This window comes from Nonomuraea angiospora, assembly GCF_014873145.1.
Lineage (GTDB): Bacteria > Actinomycetota > Actinomycetes > Streptosporangiales > Streptosporangiaceae > Nonomuraea > Nonomuraea angiospora.
Map to the genome: position 1 here is coordinate 350,069 of NZ_JADBEK010000001.1, position 17,763 is coordinate 367,831.

13 protein-coding genes are annotated in these 17,763 nt (G+C 72.5%); 2 read left to right on the forward strand and 11 right to left on the reverse strand.

Annotation, left to right across the window (positions count from 1 at the left end):
• Positions 1-114 precede the first annotated feature (114 nt).
• From H4W80_RS01570 to H4W80_RS01580, 3 genes are all read right to left on the reverse strand, one after another.
• A complete protein-coding gene (locus H4W80_RS01570; protein ID WP_192783406.1) occupies positions 115-1,500 on the reverse strand; it encodes an SPFH domain-containing protein in 1,386 nt (461 codons plus the stop codon).
• Positions 1,501-1,584: 84 nt separating this feature from the next.
• Positions 1,585-2,613 carry an alpha/beta hydrolase fold domain-containing protein gene (locus H4W80_RS01575; protein ID WP_192783407.1) on the reverse strand — a complete coding sequence of 343 codons (1,029 nt, stop codon included), beginning with the start codon at positions 2,611-2,613 and terminating at the stop codon, positions 1,585-1,587.
• Between the two features lie 127 nt (positions 2,614-2,740).
• Entirely contained in the window at positions 2,741-3,406 is a 666-nt protein-coding gene (locus tag H4W80_RS01580) for a TetR/AcrR family transcriptional regulator (protein WP_192783408.1), read from the reverse strand.
• 99 nt (positions 3,407-3,505) lie between these two features.
• On the opposite strand from H4W80_RS01580, the gene H4W80_RS01585 reads away from it, so the two are divergent.
• Positions 3,506-5,113, forward strand: coding sequence for an arylsulfatase (locus H4W80_RS01585; RefSeq protein ID WP_192783409.1), 1,608 nt, complete (start codon positions 3,506-3,508; stop codon positions 5,111-5,113).
• A 154-nt stretch (positions 5,114-5,267) separates the two neighbouring features.
• On the opposite strand, the gene H4W80_RS01590 is transcribed toward H4W80_RS01585, so the two are convergent.
• The 5 genes from H4W80_RS01590 to H4W80_RS01610 form a co-directional block, all read right to left on the reverse strand.
• Positions 5,268-6,572, reverse strand: coding sequence for a vanadium-dependent haloperoxidase (locus H4W80_RS01590; RefSeq protein ID WP_192783410.1), 1,305 nt, complete (start codon positions 6,570-6,572; stop codon positions 5,268-5,270).
• 117 nt (positions 6,573-6,689) lie between these two features.
• The gene (locus H4W80_RS01595) at positions 6,690-7,577 is read right to left on the reverse strand and encodes a phosphotransferase family protein (RefSeq protein WP_192783411.1); all 888 of its coding nucleotides are present in this window, start codon (positions 7,575-7,577) and stop codon (positions 6,690-6,692) included.
• Between the two features lie 10 nt (positions 7,578-7,587).
• Positions 7,588-8,343: a maleylpyruvate isomerase family mycothiol-dependent enzyme gene (locus H4W80_RS01600; RefSeq protein WP_192783412.1), complete on the reverse strand. Its 756-nt coding sequence runs from the start codon at positions 8,341-8,343 to the stop codon at positions 7,588-7,590.
• Between the two features lie 77 nt (positions 8,344-8,420).
• On the reverse strand, positions 8,421-9,668 hold the full coding sequence (locus H4W80_RS01605; protein WP_192783413.1) for an MFS transporter: 1,248 nt from the start codon (positions 9,666-9,668) through the stop codon (positions 8,421-8,423).
• A 114-nt stretch (positions 9,669-9,782) separates the two neighbouring features.
• Complete coding sequence (locus H4W80_RS01610; RefSeq protein ID WP_192783414.1) at positions 9,783-10,607, reverse strand: TIGR02569 family protein; 825 nt, start codon at positions 10,605-10,607, stop codon at positions 9,783-9,785.
• Between the two features lie 69 nt (positions 10,608-10,676).
• On the opposite strand from H4W80_RS01610, the gene H4W80_RS01615 reads away from it, so the two are divergent.
• Positions 10,677-11,396 carry an aminoglycoside phosphotransferase family protein gene (locus H4W80_RS01615; protein ID WP_192783415.1) on the forward strand — a complete coding sequence of 240 codons (720 nt, stop codon included), beginning with the start codon at positions 10,677-10,679 and terminating at the stop codon, positions 11,394-11,396.
• Positions 11,397-11,429: 33 nt separating this feature from the next.
• Here H4W80_RS01615 and H4W80_RS01620 read toward each other — a convergent pair whose 3' ends face one another.
• The 3 genes from H4W80_RS01620 to H4W80_RS01630 are packed head-to-tail and all read right to left on the reverse strand — an operon-like array spanning position 11,430 to position 17,762.
• Positions 11,430-14,099: an endo-beta-N-acetylglucosaminidase gene (locus tag H4W80_RS01620; protein ID WP_192783416.1), complete on the reverse strand. Its 2,670-nt coding sequence runs from the start codon at positions 14,097-14,099 to the stop codon at positions 11,430-11,432.
• Positions 14,099-16,474: a glycoside hydrolase family 3 N-terminal domain-containing protein gene (locus tag H4W80_RS01625; protein ID WP_192783417.1), complete on the reverse strand. Its 2,376-nt coding sequence runs from the start codon at positions 16,472-16,474 to the stop codon at positions 14,099-14,101. Before H4W80_RS01625 ends, H4W80_RS01620 begins: the two co-directional genes overlap by 1 nt.
• Positions 16,461-17,762 (reverse strand): glycoside hydrolase 5 family protein, encoded by a 1,302-nt coding sequence (locus H4W80_RS01630; RefSeq protein WP_225963181.1) that lies wholly within the window; start codon positions 17,760-17,762, stop codon positions 16,461-16,463. The genes H4W80_RS01625 and H4W80_RS01630 overlap by 14 nt, the downstream gene beginning before the upstream one ends.
• Position 17,763: the final 1 nt, after the last annotated feature.

Here is a 17,763-nt window from a genome sequence, read left to right on the forward strand (position 1 = left end):
TGCGCGCCGGCCCGCTGGAATAGGTAACCGGGCCGTGAGGTGGATCTTCGTGAGAGCATGCCCGGCGAACCCGGGCGGCACGGGCCGCTTGCGGAACAACGGGGAACTCGCCGATCAGGAACCCGGGGTGTCCCGGTCGATCGCGGAACGCAGCACTCCGACCATGGCGGCGAGCTCGGCCAGCAGGCCCGACACGGTGGTCCGGTCGCTGCCGTTGATCGACACCATGCGGAGCTCCTCCGGTTTGGGGAGTTTCGCCATGATCTCGGGCAGCAAGCCGATCAGTTTGGCCTGCAGGCTGGCCGGAGACTGCTGGTTGTCGATGTCGGCCCGCATCCGCAGCCGCTCCACGTCCAGCAGCGCCCGCTCATGGTCGGCCAGCGCCCGGGAACGCGCCAGTTCCAGCTCGCCGGCGAGCTCCAGACTCTTGAGCTCTTGCTCCCGCTCGATCCGGAGCCTGCCGGTCTCGGACTCCTCGGTGTGCCGTTCGCGCTCCATCCGCAGCGCGTGCAGGGTCGTCTGGGTCTCCAGCTCCGCCACCGCCCTGGAGTCGTCATGCCGCCGCTGGGTGCGCCTCAGCCGCTCGGCCACCTCGGTGTCGAACTGCCACGCGTCGTTACGGGCCCGCAGCCCGGCGAGCTCCCGCTCGTTCTCCAGGCGCTGGGTCTCCTTGAGCCGTTCGGCGGCCATCTCGCGCTGGGTGATCGCCTCTTCGGACTGCAGCTCGGCCAGGCGGGCGAGCTGCCCCTGCTCGGCGCGGTAGGGCTTCTGTAAGTTCTCCCAGAGCCGCGACGAGCTGACGACGGCCTCCTTGATCTGGACGGTGACGATGCGCAGACCGAGCCCCTGGTCGCTGTCGTCCTCGCCCTCGGCCACCGCGCGCAGGCGGGCGGTCAGCTCCTCGATGATGGGCTGCTTGTCGCTGAGCACGTCACGCACGCCCATGGTCGCGACCTTGTCCTTGATGGCCGCCTCCGCCTGCTCTCGCAACTGAAGGTTGACCAGCCGCATCGGGTCCTGCGGATCGCTGAAGTCCAGTTTGCGGTAGGCCACGGGGAAGGTGTGGATGATCCACTGCACGTACCCCTGCACCAGCACACCCTGGAGCTCGCGGCAGACGCAGTAGGCGTTGATCAGGATGGTCTGGGTGGCCCCCGGCACGACCAGGAACGAGTCGGTGGACGGGTTGAAGCGGAACGACACGCCCAGGCCGACGTGCAGGGGCTTCTCGCGGCCACGCCGGGTGTGCACCACGAAGGCGTTGGGCGGGACGAGCACGTTCTTCCAGCGCCAGAACCCGGTGATCCGTACGTCCACCGGGCCCGGGGCCGCCCTGTCGGGCGCCGCCCCGCCGATGGCCCGCTCGCGCTTGACCAGCGGCCCCGCCGGGGGCGCCGGCTCGCCGGAGGCGGCGCGGCGTGCCCTGAGGTCGTCCTCGAGCACCGCCTGCTGCGCGACGACCCGTTCCAGATAGGCGTTGCCCTTGTCAGCGGTGCCCATCGTCCCCTCCGCCCACCTCGCGACTGCCGCCGAGTCTCGCCTACGCCGAGGAACCACCGCAACCCGCGATCCGCTCGCGGTGCCCTACGCCGTCGCCGCCTCGTCGTCGCGGGCGGCGTGGGAACCGAGGGCCGCGCGGACGAACCGTTCAACCGTCTCCCAGGTGGGCGGCGGCGCCTGCGGCAGGAGCCCCCGCTGCCCGGCCCTCGTCCACATGGTGACGTGGCCTTCGGCCCGCGCAGGGTCGGTGAGGAAAGAGTGTTCGTGCCCGAGCTCAGGGATGGAGTAGAACAGGGCGGTGCCGTTCCGCGCGGCGACGGCCTCGAACAGCAGGACACTCTGGTGCTCCGGGACGAGCCGGTCCGCCCGGCCGTGCACGATCAGCAGCGGCGGCATGCCGGCGGTGACGTGCGTGACGGGGTTGGCCAGCGTGACAGCCTCACGGCGTTCCCGGATGGGGCCGCCCATCAGGAGCGACTCGGGGGACCGCGGGTCGTCGTGGCAGTCGGACAGGCCCAGGAGGGCGTTGAACTCCTCGCGGGCGCCGGGCGGCATGTGCGCGTCCATCTGCAGGAAGTCCGTCGGCCCGTAGAGGTCGACGGCCGCCTGCACCCGGCTGGACGGCCCCACGACGCCGACCTCGCCCTCCAACTCCGGTACGTCACCGGTGAGCGCCGCCATCGTGGCGACCCAGCCGCCGGAGGAGTTGCCCATGACGGCGAACCGGTCCGCGTCGAGCCGATGCCGCGTGGCGTTCGCGCGCAGCCACCGTACGGCCGCCTTCACGTCGTGGACCTGGGCGGGGAAGACGGCCTGCCCGCTGGCCCGCACGCTCACCCCGGCCACGGCGTACCCCGCCGGGTTGAGGAAGGCGGCGACCTCCGCCGCGCCCTGCTTGCCCTCGTCGGAGCGGAACGCCGACCCCGACGTCCAGATGGCCAGCGGGTACGGGCCCCCGCCGGCCGGGACGTACAGGTCCAGCAGGTGGCCGCGGCCGTCCTCCGGCTGAGGTGGGGCGTAGGCCAGATCGACGAGCCGCTCCACCTCGACCTCGGAGCCCTGCACAGGCTCGCCTGCCGCCAGGAAATCCGCGGCCGTTGACTGGATCGTCACGGAACCTCCTTGTATGCGCTCTCCTTGGTTGTAGCAGTACGTCCCCGTGAGCCCCGTATGTGCCCGGCCGGTTCGCGGACGGCCCGCGGGATCGGGACCCTGGCCGCGCCTGGCGCCCCCAGACTCCCTACCGTGAGGGTCGCGGCGCGAGTCCGCGCAGGTAGGAGTCGAGGAAGGTCCGGAACGCCGACCGCATGTCCACGGCGGCGGGGTCGAGCAGCCATTGGACCTGGAGACCGTCCATCACCGCGATGATCGTCGAGGCGGCCGCCGCCAGGTCGGCCCCGGCGTCGATCCGCCCCTGGTCGCGCGCCTCTCGCAGGTGCCCCTCGACGCGTCCGCGCGTCTCGGCGTACCGCTCCAGGAAGTACGGCTGCGCCGGATGCCCCGGGCTGACCGACTCACCCGACAGCACCGTGTACAGCCGGACCAGCCCGGCCTGGCGGGAGTTGGCCTCCACCAGCCGCGCCAGGTAGCCGAGCTCATCGACGCTGTCCTCCTGGAAGAAGCGCTCGATGAAGGCCGTCTGCTCCTCGTCGCGAAGCCGCAGCACCTCCTCCAGCAACTCCTCCTTGGACGAGAAGTGGTGCAACAAACCGGCCTGGCTCAGTCCGACCATCTCCGCGATCTCGCGCATCGAGGTGGCCCGGAAGCCCTGCTCGGCGAAGGCCCGAAAGGCGGCGCGCAGGATCTCCTGGCGGCGGGCCCGCCCCTTGGCGTATCCCCGCGTCGCGTGGCGCTCCTTGCCCGACGGCTCGCGGGACTGCTCGTACGCCGGTTCCTTCACGGACATACCGTGACCCTAATTTGTTTTGTGGCGCAGAAACCGCCAACAAACCATTCACATGATTGGTTTTTTGTTCTAGGGTCCGATGACCAGGAGGGGATGACGATGACCGACCGCCCCAACGTGGTACTCGTACTCGCGGACGACATGGGCTACTCCGACATCGGCTGCTACGGCAGCGAGATCGAGACACCCCACCTCGACGCCCTGGGCCTCGCCGGGATCCGGCTCACCAGATTCACCACCACCGCCCGGTGCAGCCCGTCCCGCGCCTCGCTGCTGACCGGCCTGCACCCGCACCAGACCGGCATCGGAGTGCTCACCGCGGACGACGGCCCCGGCGGCTACCCCGGCAGCCTGAACAACCGCTGCCTCACCATCGCCGAGGTGCTCGGCGCGGTCGGTTATGTGACGTACCTCAGCGGCAAGTGGCATCTCTCGCACGAAAAGGACGTGCCGTCGGACGCGTGGCCGATGCGGCGCGGCTTCCAGCACTTCTACGGCACCCTCGACGGCGGTGGGAACTACTACGCGCCCCGCCGCCTCACCCGCGGCGAGCGCGACGTGTCGGGGGAGGCGCTCGACGACCCCGGCTTCTACTACACCGACGCCATCTCCGGGACCGCCGCAGGCTACATCCGGGACCACCGCGCCCGGTACGGCGAGCGGCCCTTCTTCTGCTATGTCGCCTACACCGCGCCGCACTGGCCGCTGCACGCCCTCGATGCCGACGTCGAGCGCTGCGCCGGCAGGTACGAGGACGGATGGGACGCGGTGCGCGAGCGGCGGCTCGCCAAGATGCGCGCGCTCGGCATCCTGGGCGAGGACACCGTCCCCAGCCCCCGGAACCCGCTCGTGCCGCCCTGGGAGGACGTCGAGCACCCACAGTGGGAGCAGCGCCGGATGGAGGTCTACGCCGCGCAGGTCGAGGCCATGGACCGCGGCATCGGCAAGATAGTGGAGGAGCTGCGCGCGGCCGGCGAGCTGGACAACACGATGCTGGTCTTCCTCTCCGACAACGGCGGCTGCGCCGAAGAGCTGCCCCTTGGCCTGGGCCGCGACTACGTCGCCCGCGGCAAGCGGTTCGTGTCCGCCGCCACCCGCGACGGCCGCGACGTGTACGTCGGCAACCGGCCCGAACTCGCCCCCGGCGCCGAGGACACGCACATGTCATACGGGCCAGGCTGGGCCAACGTGTCCAACACCCCGTTCCGGCTGTTCAAGCGGTGGGTACACGAGGGCGGCGTGGCGAGCCCGTTCATCATGCACTGGCCCGCCGGGCTGGGCGACCGGGCCGGGACGATCTGCCGGGACCCGCACTACCTGCCCGATTTCGTACCGACCGTGCTGGAGGCGACCGGCGCGGCGTACCCCGTGGACCTTCCGGGCCGGGACCCGCTGCCGCTGGAGGGCCGCAGCATGCTCGCCTCCCTCCGCGGCGCCGGGGATCCCGAGCGCTGCCAGTTCTACGAACATCTGGGCAACGCGGCGGTGCGGCGCGGCAGGTGGAAGCTCGTCCGCGAGTACCCCGGCGACTGGGAGCTCTACGACGTCGAGTGCGACCCCGCCGAGCTGTCGGACGTGGCCGCCCGCCATCCGGAGACGGTGCGCGAACTCGCCCGCGCCTGGGCGGAATGGGCGGCGCGCTGCGGCGTCGTGCCGCGGGAGCGGATCCTTGAGCTCGAACGGTGGGGCCTCGCCGCCCCCGACTGAGCGGCCGGCCGGTCAGCGGCTTGGAGGTAGCGCGCAGGCCGGCCACGTCGACGTAGTCCCCGCAGGCCAAGGGGTGCGCCGCGGGGACGGCCGGGCGCAGGGCGCGTTCGGTGAGCGTCTGCGGCTCCAGGGGCGGCGACCCGGTGTGCCCGTGTTACCTCTTCGGTTTGAAGTAGTGCGCGACCATGAAAGCGGTGACCTTCTTGCCGATCTTCGCGCCTTCGACGTCGGCCGTCCGGGTATGGATCCCGCCCCAGATGCGGGCTTCGACGACCTCGGCCAGCGCCTGCGAGAAACTGCGGAAATACCTGGTGGTACCCGAGGCGGCGCTGTAACCGCTGAAGGGGATGTCGTCGCGGCCGAAGAAATACGCCAGCGCCGACATGCTCGCCGCTGTGAAGCAGGTATGTCCGGACGTGTAGTCGGGGTGCGGTGGTGTGACGAGCAGCGGCGTCCAGTCGGGGTCGGCCGCCGTTCCCGGATTGCCGTCGGTGCCGGCCAGGCGGATCGCGGTGACCGGCCGCCAGAAGTTCCAGGCCGCCTTCTCGTTGTAGCAGGCGATCGTGGCGTCGGCTTCGGCCAGGTCGACCATCGCGAACATCCGCGCCGTCTGCAACGTGTTCAGTTGCCGCGTCGTCGCCAGCTGGCGCTTGATCTCCCATTCGGCCAGGTGCCGGTCGTGCCACCAGATCGCGGCTTGTGTCTGGTCGGACGTCCTGACCGCGCTGGTCGCCGAGCCGATGGACTTGACCTCGTTGAAGTCCCGGGCGTACCGGTGGCTGGTGAGCGATGGCGGGCCGGACGTGCGGAACATGGAGGCGCTGCGGATGAGGAACGGTTTGAGGTCACCGACCCAGGCTCCGTCGGAGGCGAACGCGGGTGGCGCCGGCCGCCACTGACCGGGCTGGGTGCCCACGGTCCAGGTCTGGTCTCCGAACGCTCCGTCGTTCTGTCGTGCGGCGTTCATCGCAGCGGCCGCCTGAGTGCCCACGGTGATTCCGCGCTGCTTGGCGGTACCGTCGGGAATCGCGGCCAGCGCCTCGTCGTACTGCGTCCGCAGCCTCGCTTGCTGTTCTGGGAACAGAGCGTTCAGCACGAGGAAGCCCGCGGTCGCGACGGCCGCGTCCGTCGACTCGGTCCCATCGGCAGGCGGCGCGATCAGGTACGGCTGATAGGGAGTGCCGGCGATCGCGTTCACGGCGTCGTAAACGGCTCCGTGCACCATCGCGAAGCTGCGCGCCTGGACCTGTGGTTGCTGGCCGGCAATGTCCCATATCGCCGTCTGGGCGTTTCTGTCCCAGGTGATGACGGCATTGGGAGGGGTGTTCGAAGCCGACGCGTTCGCGAACGACGAGCCGAGCCCGATCGGAGACCCGACAGTGACGACTCCGGCGACGGATAAGTGGACGGCCTTGCGCCGGAGGGCGCCTGCCCATCCGGCGTAACGTAATTTGACCATGATGGGAAATTACTCCGACTGCCGCTGGTCGGGCCAGTGCTCGAACAACTGCCACGTCGGCAACCAGGCCGACGACGCTGAGGCCCGGTCATCGGGGACGACCCGGCCGCCTGACCCTCAGGGCGCGGCCAGCTCCAGGACCCGTCGCACGGCGGTGTCCGCGCGGGCGGGGTCGGGTGACTCGGAGAGGAAGACGAGGGCGAGCATCACCGCCGCGTCGAGCCGGCACAGCAGAGCGAGCGGTCCGGCGTCGGGCGGGGGCTCGGCGTGGCGCGCGTAGCCGGCGCGCAACGCCTCGAGGTCGAGCTGGTTCTCCGGGAGCCTGGCGAACTCTCCCAGGCGCCCGAACTCCAGGGCGGGGTGGGCGTGCAGGGCGTTCGACCAGTCGAGGAGGGCGCGTACCCGGCCCTGGTGGCAGCGGACGTTCGCCCTGCGGACGTCCAGGTGGAGCAGGGCGCCGCGGCTGAGCGGCGCGGCGATCGGGAGCAGCCGTCCGGGGGAGGGCGGCGGCGGCCAGCCGTCCGTGAGGCGGGCGATCTCACGCCAGCGGCGCAGGATCCGGCCGACCAGGAGCCGGGGCGCCGGCAGGTGCTCGGCGGCGACGGGTCGCGGTCCGGGCACCGGGAGCGCGTGGAGGCGCGCCAGGAGCTCGCCGAGCTGGAAGGAGTCCAGCTCGGATCCGTCGTCCTCCACGTAGCGGCTGATCAGGAGGTCCGGCTCGTCCGGGGTCTCGGCGAGGACGAGGGCGACGGGCTCGGGTACGGGGAGCCCGTGGTCGCTCAGCAGGCGGGTGAGCCGGTGTTCCTGGCGCAGCAGGGCGCGGGTGTCCACCCGGGGGTCGTTGGCGTTGGAGTCGAAGCGGCGCTCGCCGACGCGGACGGCGACCGGGCCCCCGCCGTCGGCCGGCCGGCCGACGAAGACGGAGAACTCCAGGCCCCGCCCCAGCGGTTGGAGGCCGTTGATCCCGAGGCCGGCCAGGCGCTCCTCCAGGCTGGGCCTGCTCATGGGGCCGGACTCAGCCGTCCTCCTCCTCCAGCCAGAACCCGGACCGCTCCAGCCACCGCTCCAGCAGCGCCGAATCCCCGGAGACCTCGACCTTCGGCGCGGGACGCCGGTAGACGAACAGCAGCAGCTCGCTCACCGGCCCGCGAACCGTCACGGAGGCGTCCCCGTGCCCGCGCCTCCAGGCGGGAGCGTCCCCGCCGAGGTCGACCAGCCACTCGCCGTTGAAGCTCAGCGCCCGTCCCGGGCCGAGCAGCCCGTGCCCCTCGTACGCCTCCGGCACGCAGCTGAACCCCAGCCACTCCTCCAGCCCCTCGACGGCGACCTCGTCGTCCACCTCGAAGCCGGCGCCCAGGGCGAGCGCGGCGTCGGCCCGGTGCAGCACGGTCTCGAACAGCGCCCGCCGCGCCCAGAACGCCGGCGTGTCCAGCCCCTGCGGCGTCCACACGGGCCCCTCGGCCCCGCGCAACGTCTCCACCAGCCGCTCCGCGCCCTCCCCGAGCCAGGGATCGAGCACGCTCGCCACCTCGTCGGTGTACGCGCCGAGGTCGTTGATCCGCTCGTCGGAGACCGGCTCCACGGACCGCGACGCCACGACCGTCTCCATCCAGCGATGGACCTCGCCGACGTGCCGCAGCAACTGCCCCAGAGACCATCCAGGGCAGGTGCGGACGGGCGTCTTCATGTCCGCGTCCTTGATCAGCGATCGCAGCAGCTCGCTCTGCCCGGCGATCTCGGCCCGCATCCGGTCGTAGCTCAACAGGGACATGCCCGCCACCCTAGGGGCGATCAGGCAGCCTCAGCAATCGCTTTCCGGCGGTGCCGTCCGTCGCCATGCGCGCGGCTTCAGGCCTTCTCGGGGTGGCGCTGGCGTACGGGCGTGGCCAGCGCGATCAGCGCCAGCAGCAGGCAGGACGCCCCCGCGACGACGAACACCGTCGTCGCGCCGTAGCGCGCGGCGCCCCAGCCGAGCGCGGCCGCGCCCACCGGACCGAGCGAGAAGTGGATCGTCCAGAACGCCGACGTCACCCGGCCCAGCAGGTGAGCGGGCGTCACCTGCTGCCGCAGCGACATGGAGTTGATGCCGGCCAGGCTCACGCACGCCAGGTAGAGGGCCATGATGGCGGCCACGCCCCACACGGAGCCGGCCAGCCCGAGGCTGAGGATGGCGAGGCCCGACACGATCTGCGCCCCGATCCACAACGGCCCGAACCCGAGCATCCGCCGCATCCGGGCCACCAGCGCCGAACCCGCCATCGTGCCGACCGCCCCGACCCCCAGCACGACGCCCACCACGGAATCCGGCTGGCCGAGGTCGTGCTTGAGCCGGTAGATGACGATGTCCGTCAGCCCGAGCGTCATGAAGATGAAGAACGACAGCAGGATGGTCAGGGTGCGCAGCACCGGGTGCCGCAGCAAAAACTCCGCCCCGGCCAGCAGTTCCCGCCACGGTCGCCGGTCGGGCGTGGGCTCCGCCGGCTCGACGGCCTCGACGGCGTACCGGGAGGGGTGGGTCAGCAGGACGCCGAGCGCGGACAGGCCGAAGCTGGCGGCGTTGATGGCGATCGCGGCGGTCGGGCCCAGGTGACCGCTGACCACCCCGGCCAGGGTGGGGCCGAGGATGCCCGCCGCGGCGGCCGTGGCGTACAGCATGCTGTTGGCCTCGGTGACGCGCTTCTCGCCGGCCAGGCCGCGGACCGCCACCACGTACGTGACCTGGAAGACCATGCCCACGGCGGCGGCCAGCGGCAGCACCGCGTACAGGAGCCAGACGTGCCGGCCGAACGCCCAGGTGACCGGGATCGCCACGTACAGCACGAGCCGGATGACGTCACAGGCGATGAGCAGCCGGCGCCGGTCGAACCGGTCGGCGAGCACCCCCGCGAAGATCCCGGCCGCCACCGACGCCGCCCCCGACACGCCGGTGAGCAGCCCCATCTGGGCGACGGAGCCGGTGATGTCGAGGATGAGGAGGGGCACCGCGATGAGCGCGAACGAGTCGCCCGCCACGGACAGCGTCTGGGCACACCAGAAGATCAGGAAGTCGCGATCTCGCCACAGCGACCGGGTCACCGGCCGCGCGTCAGCGCGCATCGTCCACGGGGCCTGCCTGGGATGATCGGTATGCGCGGAGGCGGGAGGAAATCACGCGCGCAACACTATCCCTCCCGGTCCGGGCGACGCCGCCCAATTTCCGGCGCCTGACCCTCACCAGCTGAGGCCGCCGCGCTCTTCCACGAGGTGGGTGACGCCCGCGAAGCGGGTCAGCTCCTCCTCGGGAACGCGGCCCTCCCAGATGGCCGCCGTAGCCAGCCGGAAGATGAGCGCGCGGGCCAGCAGGTGAAGTCCTTCGCGGCCGGGCAGAACGGTCTCGATGAGCTCCGGTTCCGCCTGGTGGTAGAGCAGCCCGTCCGCGACCACGACGGCCTCGGCGTACGCGACCGGCCGCCAGTACGGCGAGAAGTCGATCACGACGGGTGGCTGTCCGGGGTGAAACAGTACGTTCCCGGTCAGATCGCCGTGAATGAGCTGGCTGGGAGCCGTCACAGGACCTGCGAGCCCACCCAGTCTGCCGAGCAGTTCATCGGCGTTGGCGGAGCGCGGCAGAGGCGCCTCGCCCCAGGCGACGCGATCAGCCGCCGCCCAGGGATCGTCGCGCCGGTCGATCAGGGGCGGGCGCGGGACGTGCCGCAACGCCCGATGGAACGCCCTGCCGGCGGCGATCAGCGACCCCCACTTCCCGGCGGGCCCCTCCCGGCCTTCCAGGAACTCGGCAGCCGACCATCCCTCGACCACGTAGGCCCCGTCGCGGGAGCGGAGCGGGCGGGGGACACGGAATCCGGCCGCGGGGGGCAGGGCGGCGAGCACCCGCGCGGACCAGTCGGCCTCTTCCGCGCTGTCCACGGGTTTCACGACCGCGTCGCCGGCCCGGAAGCTCCGTCCGCGTCCGCCGGCGAGCGGGCGGACGGGCGCGGCCAGTCCGAAGGCCGCCAGCACGCCGGACGGCGGCTCCGTCATCGTTCCCAAGGTCATGGCGGCCATCGTGCCCGATCGCCGGGCCGCCCAGCACCCCGATTTCCGGCAGGAGGCACCATGGGCGTCATGACCGAGGAACCGCTCACCGGTGGGAACAACGCCACGGAAGTCGTACGGGTCGGCGACACGGTCCGGCGCGCCCGGGACGCCGGGGCCGCGTTCGCCGCGCGGGTACTGGCCCAGCTGGAGTCCGCCGGCTACCCCCACGCGCCACGCCACCTCGGCATCGACGAGCAGGGCCGGGACATCCTGAGCTTCGTCCCCGGCACCACCACCGACCATCCCGCGCAGCGGGCGCCCGGCGCGTACGCGGCCGGCGGGCGGATGCTGCGCGAGCTGCACGAGGCGACCGCCGGGCACGCCCTGGCCACCGGGCGGGAGTGCGTGATCCACGGCGACCCCGGCCCGTTCAACACCATCTTCCGGCAGGGCCTGCCGGTGGCGTTCATCGACTGGTCCTCCTGCCGTCCCGGCGACCGGCTCGAGGACCTGGGGTACATGGCGTGGACCTGGTGCATTCTGTCGCAGAGCCGGGTACCGCCGGTCGAGCAGGCCCGGCATCTGCGCGAGCTGCGCGACGGGTACGGCGCCGTCGAAGCGGAGCGGCTCCTGGACGCGATGGAGTGCGCGCAGTCGCGCATCGTCGACGCCGAGACGGCCAACGTCGATGACCCCACCCTCGCTCCCGCGCGCCGCCGCCACGCGGAAGCGGCCGTCGCCTGGGCCACGGCCGACCGCGCCTTCGTCCGGCGGCACCGGGCGCTGCTGCTGTCCGCGCTGCGGTGAGGGGCGCCGCGACCTTCGCGGCGCCCCTGGTGGTCAGTTGCCGCGCAGCACCGTCGTGGCCTTGTTGCCGGCGTAGTCCTCCAGCACCGCGACCACCTTGCTGCCCGCACTCGACATGGTCACCGTCTCGGCGGCCCGGGTGGTGCGGCCGCGGATGATGTACGGCTTGGCGCCCGACCCGTACGTCGTCGCGAACGACTTCGCCTGGCCGTCCTCGAGGACGGTCAGGGTGTGCCAGTCAGCGAGGGCCGGCCGGGAGAAGGTGAACGTGTTCCCGCTGATCTTCACCGCCGACGCCGGGTAGGGCGCGATCTCGGTGTCGGCGAACCTGCCGCGCACGGCGGTGGCCGTGCCCGGCCCCGCCCGCAGGGTGAGCAGGTAGCCGTCGCCGTTGACGGGCACCCCGGTCAGCGTCGTGCCCGTGCCGCTCCCGGGCAGCTCGACCTCCTTGCCGTACGGGCGGGAGGTGTCGAGGCTCTGGACCTTCAGCGTGACGGGCCGGCCGTTCGCCGGGGGAGTCCAGGAGGCGGTCAGCGTGCCGTCCGGCTTGGCCGACGCCTTGACCTTGGCCGGCGCCGTGGCCAGGTCGAACGAGGTGGTCGCGGCCGGGCTCTCGGACCCGTCCGGGCCGACCGCCACCAGCCTGATCGTCCCCGACGTGGCCGTGAAGCGCTTGACGTAGTAGACGTCGTCGTAGATCCCGCCGAGGTAGGTGTCGTCGAGGTAGACGTCGTAGCGGCGCACCTTGTCGTACCCGGCGCGCTTCCAGGACAGGAACAGCTCGCCGGTCTCGGGCAGCAGCTGGGTGATGCGCAGGTCCTGCGGCGTCGCGGGGGTGCGGTCCTTGCCGTCGCGCAGGGCCAGCGCGCCGAGGTTGACCTGGTAGCCCTGGATCGGGCGGGCGCCGGCGGCGACGACCAGGCCGAGCGCGGCGACGCGCTGACCGGCGTACGCCGACAGGTCCGCCGACCGCGTGGTCCAGCCCGTGGTGCGCTGACCCGAGCCGGCCAGCGGCAGCTGGACCACCTTGCCGGGGTCGGAGGCGAGCACGAGGCCGAGCCGCAGCTCGGAGTCGTCACTGGCCGAGGGCTTGGTGTAGGTCAGGTCGAGCGTCGAGCCCTTGGCGACCTGCAGGTCCGTCTTGTAGAGCCGTACGGTGTTGTCGCCGTCGAGCGTGCCGCTGAGCACGAGCGAGCTGCCGCCGTTGTAGCCGCCGATCTTCTGGTACGAGAACCGGCTCGCCGGCGTGTACGCGGGGCCGTAGTCGAAGTCGGCGCCGAGCGGCGTCCCGGCCGCGTCGATCCACCACTGCCAGGTCACCGGGATGTCCTGGAGGTTGATGTTGCCCCACTCCTTCGGGCTGGACAGCCGGCCCTTGGTCCAGGTGGACAGGCCGTGGCCGGTGTTGAAGGAGGTCGCGAACGTGGTGCCGCCGATGACGGAGCGCTCGGCGACGTACTTGGAGATGCCCTTCCAGGTGCCCTCGGGGGTGGTGGCGCCGGCCGAGGAGCCGGTCCACCAGCGGCGCTCCCGGTCGAAGACGTCCCGCTGCGCGGCGTCGTCGGTCTTGTTCGCGTAGTCGGAGGAGACGAAGTCGGCGCCGAGCGTGGCGATGGCGTTCATCGGCGCGCCGCCGGTGTCGAGGTTGTCATCGAGGTTGTACGGCTGGTTGAACTGGTACTGCCCGGCCTCGACCCCGGCGAAGACGCTCTTGCGGGAGTCCAGCCCGAGACCGGCGGCATAGGTCTTGGAGTTGGCGAGCTTGGTCCGGTTCCACCAGTAGTTGAGGAAGATGGAGTCGGACACGTCGCCGAGCCGCGCGTCGCGCACGAACGGGCCGTTGACCGCGTTGAACTCGTTCTGGTACGAGATGGCGCCCGTGGAGTTGTCGATGGAGTCGTACCACTGCACGTAGAGGCCGCCGTCGCGCAGCTGCTTCAGGAACTGCTTGTACGCCGGGATGTCGGCCGGGGCGACCCGCGACTCCTGGTTGACGAAGTAGCCGTCGAAGCCGTAGAACTTGGCGACCTGGACGAGCTTGGCGGCGACGGGGAAGCTCCCGGCGGCGTCGCGGACCAGCAGCTCGGAGTAGGTCTGGTCGCCGCGGTCGTTGTCGGAGAAGAAGATGCAGCCCAGCGAGCGCACCCCGTTGGCGTGGGCGGCGTTGGTGTAGCCGGGGTTGGGCAGGTTGAGCATCCCGAACTCGAACCACTTCTCCCGCCAGTCGGCGGTCGGGTCGTAGTAGTTCACCGGAACTCCCTGGGTGGGCATGCCGTGCCAGGAGCCGTAGAAGTCGGCGTACTGCCAGTAGTTGAACAGGTACTGGCTGAACTCGTTGGTGTAGGGGTGGCTCTCGAAGAAGGCGTTGCCGTAGTCGCCGGCCAGGGTCAGCAGCTGGGTGCCGGCGGGCAGCGCCGGGTTGCGCTGCGTGGCGGCGTTGGCGGCGTTGCGCTGCTGGAGCGGCACCTTGGCGCGCAGCAGTTCGGCGCCGGCGTCGTCGGCGGGGTTCCAGCGCAGCAGGTCGGTGACGGAGTAGCCGTGCTGGTAGGGCTGGTGGGCGCCGACCGCGCTCTCGCCGGTCCAGGGCAGCGTGTCGCTGGCCGCGGTGCCGGTGGCGGTCAGCGCGACGGCGAGCATCGCGGCCAGGACGGCGGTGCCGGCGCGCGTCATCGCCCGTCTGCGGGTGCGATGTGATCGGGCCATCACGACTCCTCACTGTGGGGAAGGGGGTCGGCCGGTCCGGGGGAGTGGACGGCCGGGCGGATGGTTGCGTGCAGGTCCGCGACGTACAGATCGGTACGGGCCCGGCCCGCCGCGCCCTCGGCGAAGCAGCGCGCGGCGGGCAGGTCCCAGACGACGGCGGTACGGGCGCCCGCCGGGACGGTGACCCGGCGGAAGGCGAGCAGCTCGCGCAGGCGCGGCAGCACCCGGCCTCCGGTACGGCGCCCGAACAGCGGCACCACGACCTCGGCCGCCTTGCCGCCCGGGTTGGCGACCTCGACGCTCACCCGGACCGTGTCCGCGCCGGGCTCGGCGGTGAGGCGGTCGAAGAGCACGGGCCGGTAGCGCAGGCCGTGGCCGAAGGGGAAGAGCACCGGGTCGGGCGCGTCCCGGTAGACGTCGGCGGCGGGGTGCCGGTCGTTGTGGCGGACCGGCACGGCGCCCGGATGGGCGGGCGCCGTGAACGGCAGGCGGCCGACCGGCTCGTAGCCGCCGAACAGCGCGTCGGCGATCGCGTGGCCTCCGTGCGGCCCGGGGTAGCCGGCCCACAGCAGCGCGTCGGTGTGCGCCAGGACGCCGGTGAGCACGTGCGGCCGGCCGGCGACGACGACGGCCACCACGGGGCAGCCGGCCCGCGCGCGGACGTCGGCGACCAGGTCGTCCTGGTCGCCGGGCAGGGCGAGATCGGCCAGGTCGACGCCTTCCCCGGCGGTCGCCATGGTCGCCTGGCCGGCGATCGCCCCGTTGGCGGCGAACTCCTCGGCGTACGTGCGGTGGCTTGTGCCGCCGAGCGTCAGGATGACCAGGTCGGCGCCGCTCAGGTCGGTCTCCGTGGGCACGCCCGGCGGGCACACCACCTCGGCGTCCGGCAGGGCCCGCCGCAGGGCCAGGTCCAGGCCGGCGGCCGACCCCGGCGGCAGGGGCGGCACGTAGTCGCCCAGCAGGGCGGTGACCTCGCGGGCGTTGGGGCCGGCGAGGACGACCTTGGCCAGGGAACGCGGTTCGAGGGGCAGGAGGCCGCCGGCGTTGTGCAGCAGGACCAGGGCCTGCCGGGCCAGACGGCGGGACAGACCGTCAGCGGCCCGCCCGGCCAGGGCGAGCGCCTCACGCTGCCCGGCCAGGGCGAGCGCCTCACGCTGCCCGGCCAGGGCGAGCGCCTCACGCTGCCCGGCCAGGGCGAGCGCCTCACGCTGCCCGGCCAGGGTGGGCGCCTCACGGTCGGTCAGGGTGAGCGCCTCACGCTGGGGTTCTGGGGCGGTCTCATCCGCGGTGTCCCCGAGCAGGCCGGCGCGGTGTTTGAGGGTGAGGACCCGGCGGCAGGCGGCGTCGACCAGCTCGGCCACCCGCGGATCCGCCAGCGCCGCCTCCTCCAGCAGGGCGAAGGACTCGTCCCAGAGCGACAGGTCCACCCCCGCCTCCAGCGCCGCCACGGCGGCCCCCGCCGGGTCGCCCGTCATCGAGGTCAGCCGGTCCACGGCCAGCCCGTCGGCCATGACGATCCCGTCGAATCCGCATTCGTCCCGCAGGAAGCCGGTCAGCAGGTCGCGGTTGGCGCAGCACGGCACCCCGTCGATGTCGTTGTAGGCCGCCATGAACCCCAGCGCCCCGGCCTCCACCGCCGCCCGGGCCGCCGGGAGGTGCAGCTCGCGCAGGTCGCGGGGGCCGATGACGGCGGACTGGCCGTTGCGCCCGCCGACCGCCTCGCCCTGGGCGGCCAGGTGCTTGAGCACGATCGCCACCCCGCCCCGGCCCACCGCGCCGCGATCGGCGCCCTGCATGCCGATCACCAGCGCCCGGGTGAGCTCGGCGGCCAGCAGCGGATCCTCCCCGAAGCACTCTTCCGCCCGCCCCCAGCGCGGGTCCCGCAGCAGGTCGAGCGCGGACACCAGGGCCAGGTGCACGCCGCTCGCGGCGAGTTCGGCGGCGACGGCGGCCGCGGCCTCGGCCAGCAGGTCCGGATCCCATCCGGCGGCCACCGCGAGGTTGGTGGGCAGCAGCGTCCCGCCGAGCGCCTGGTGACCGTGCGGGGCCTCCTCCGACAGCAGCACCCCGATCCGGTGGCCACCGGCCCGCGCCACCTCGTCCTGGACGAGGGCGGCGACCTCGGCGCGTTCCTCCGGCCGGATCCCGTCGGCCCAGGTGCGGCCCGACCAGGCATCGGCGCGGAAGACCCCGTACAGCGCGCCGAGCCCGCCCCACCGGCCGAGCTCGGCGCGGGCGAGATCGGTGAGCCGGAATCCGCCCCGAGGAGCCCGTTCGACGGCCTGCCAGCCGTAGAGCCGCTGGTTGAGCTGGCCGACCTTCTCGCGCGGTGACAGCTCGGCGAGCAGCCGCTCGACCGGCTCAGCGGTCGGCATGGGCGGCCATCCGGTCGAGGACCTCGTCGTCGGCGACCGAGCTGTAGAAGGTGCGGCCCGTCGGCTCGGCGTGGACGAGCCGTTCGACGCCGCGGGCGCGCAGCGCGGCCGGGTCGCCCGCGGTCGCGGAGGTCACCAGGGCGGGGCGGGCCCCGGCGCGGGCGCGGTCCATCCAGATCTCGAAGACGCCGCCGCCGGGGGAGAGCTCCGCCCGGGACACGGGGACGTCGTCGGCGCCGACGGGGACCACGACGGCCTCGGTCCGAGGAGAGGGGCGCGGCCGGTGCCGCAGCTCGGCGGCCAGTTCGGCGAAGCGCCGGCCGATCGGCTTGACCGCGCCGTCCGCCCCGATCAGGCCGAGGCTGTGCTCCAGGTCGGGGAAGTCGGCCAGCCGGCGCTCCACGTCGTGCGAGCACCACCACGTGACGCCCCACAGGGCGTCGCTGTCGGCCGCCGCCCGCACGGTCCCCTCGCAGAAGCCCGGCGCCTGGTCCTCGGTGAGGTGGTTGAGCGGCGCGCCGACCTCCTGCAGCCACACCGGGCGCGCCGGGTCCAGGGCGAAGGCGCGCGACAGCTCGATGAGGTACGCGGCGTGGGTGAGGCTTTCGTGGGACATCGCCCCGTAACCCTGGGCGGTGCCGTTGAAGATCCACGAGTGGATCACGCTCATCTGGCCGTGCCGGGTGGAGTGCGCCGGGGTGAAGGGGTGGCCGTCGGCGTACCAGACGGCGTCGTACTCGGCGTTGAGCCGGAAGTGTCGGCGCTCGCGCGGCCCCTCGCCGTGCAGCGCCCGCAGCCAGGCCGTCACCTGCTGCGGGGTGGCCGGCATCCGGCTCGGGTGCAGCGCGGAGGTGAACTGGTTGACCTCGTTGCCCAGGGTCAGGCCGAGGAAGTTGGGCAGGTCGTACAGGTGCCCGTCGAGCGCCTCCACCAGCGCGGCCTGCGCCGCGATCGCGTCGGGGTCGGTGAACATGCTGCGCCGGTGCCAGTCCGTCAGCCAGCTCGGCACGAAGTCGAAGCCGGACAGGTGCCCCTGCAGCACATCCACGCTGGCGTCGAGGCCGGCTTCGCCGGCGATCTCCACGACGCGGCGGACGTCGTCGAGGGCGCGGCGGCGGATCAGCGTCCGGTTCGGCTGCAGGACGGGCCAGAGCGGCATCACGCGTACGTGGTCCAGGCCCAGCCCGGCCAGGGCCTCCATGTCCCGCCGGGTGGCCGCCCAGTCCGGATCCAGCCAGGAGTAGAACCAGTCCTGGGAAGGCGTGTAGTTGACCCCGAATCTCAGCATT

Bases quoted from the DNA above. Each gene is read 5' to 3' on its own strand.
- H4W80_RS01570 (WP_192783406.1), bottom strand. From the start codon at position 1,500: ATGGGCACCGCTGACAAGGGCAACGCCTATCTGGAACGGGTCGTCGCG.
- H4W80_RS01580 (WP_192783408.1), bottom strand. From the start codon at position 3,406: ATGTCCGTGAAGGAACCGGCGTACGAGCAGTCCCGCGAGCCGTCGGGC.
- H4W80_RS01585 (WP_192783409.1), top strand. From the start codon at position 3,506: ATGACCGACCGCCCCAACGTGGTACTCGTACTCGCGGACGACATGGGC.
- H4W80_RS01590 (WP_192783410.1), bottom strand. From the start codon at position 6,572: ATGGTCAAATTACGTTACGCCGGATGGGCAGGCGCCCTCCGGCGCAAG.
- H4W80_RS01595 (WP_192783411.1), bottom strand. From the start codon at position 7,577: ATGAGCAGGCCCAGCCTGGAGGAGCGCCTGGCCGGCCTCGGGATCAAC.
- H4W80_RS01600 (WP_192783412.1), bottom strand. From the start codon at position 8,343: ATGTCCCTGTTGAGCTACGACCGGATGCGGGCCGAGATCGCCGGGCAG.
- H4W80_RS01605 (WP_192783413.1), bottom strand. From the start codon at position 9,668: ATGCGCGCTGACGCGCGGCCGGTGACCCGGTCGCTGTGGCGAGATCGC.
- H4W80_RS01610 (WP_192783414.1), bottom strand. From the start codon at position 10,607: ATGACCTTGGGAACGATGACGGAGCCGCCGTCCGGCGTGCTGGCGGCC.
- H4W80_RS01615 (WP_192783415.1), top strand. From the start codon at position 10,677: ATGACCGAGGAACCGCTCACCGGTGGGAACAACGCCACGGAAGTCGTA.
- H4W80_RS01620 (WP_192783416.1), bottom strand. From the start codon at position 14,099: ATGGCCCGATCACATCGCACCCGCAGACGGGCGATGACGCGCGCCGGC.
- H4W80_RS01625 (WP_192783417.1), bottom strand. From the start codon at position 16,474: ATGCCGACCGCTGAGCCGGTCGAGCGGCTGCTCGCCGAGCTGTCACCG.
- H4W80_RS01630 (WP_225963181.1), bottom strand. From the start codon at position 17,762: ATGCTGAGATTCGGGGTCAACTACACGCCTTCCCAGGACTGGTTCTAC.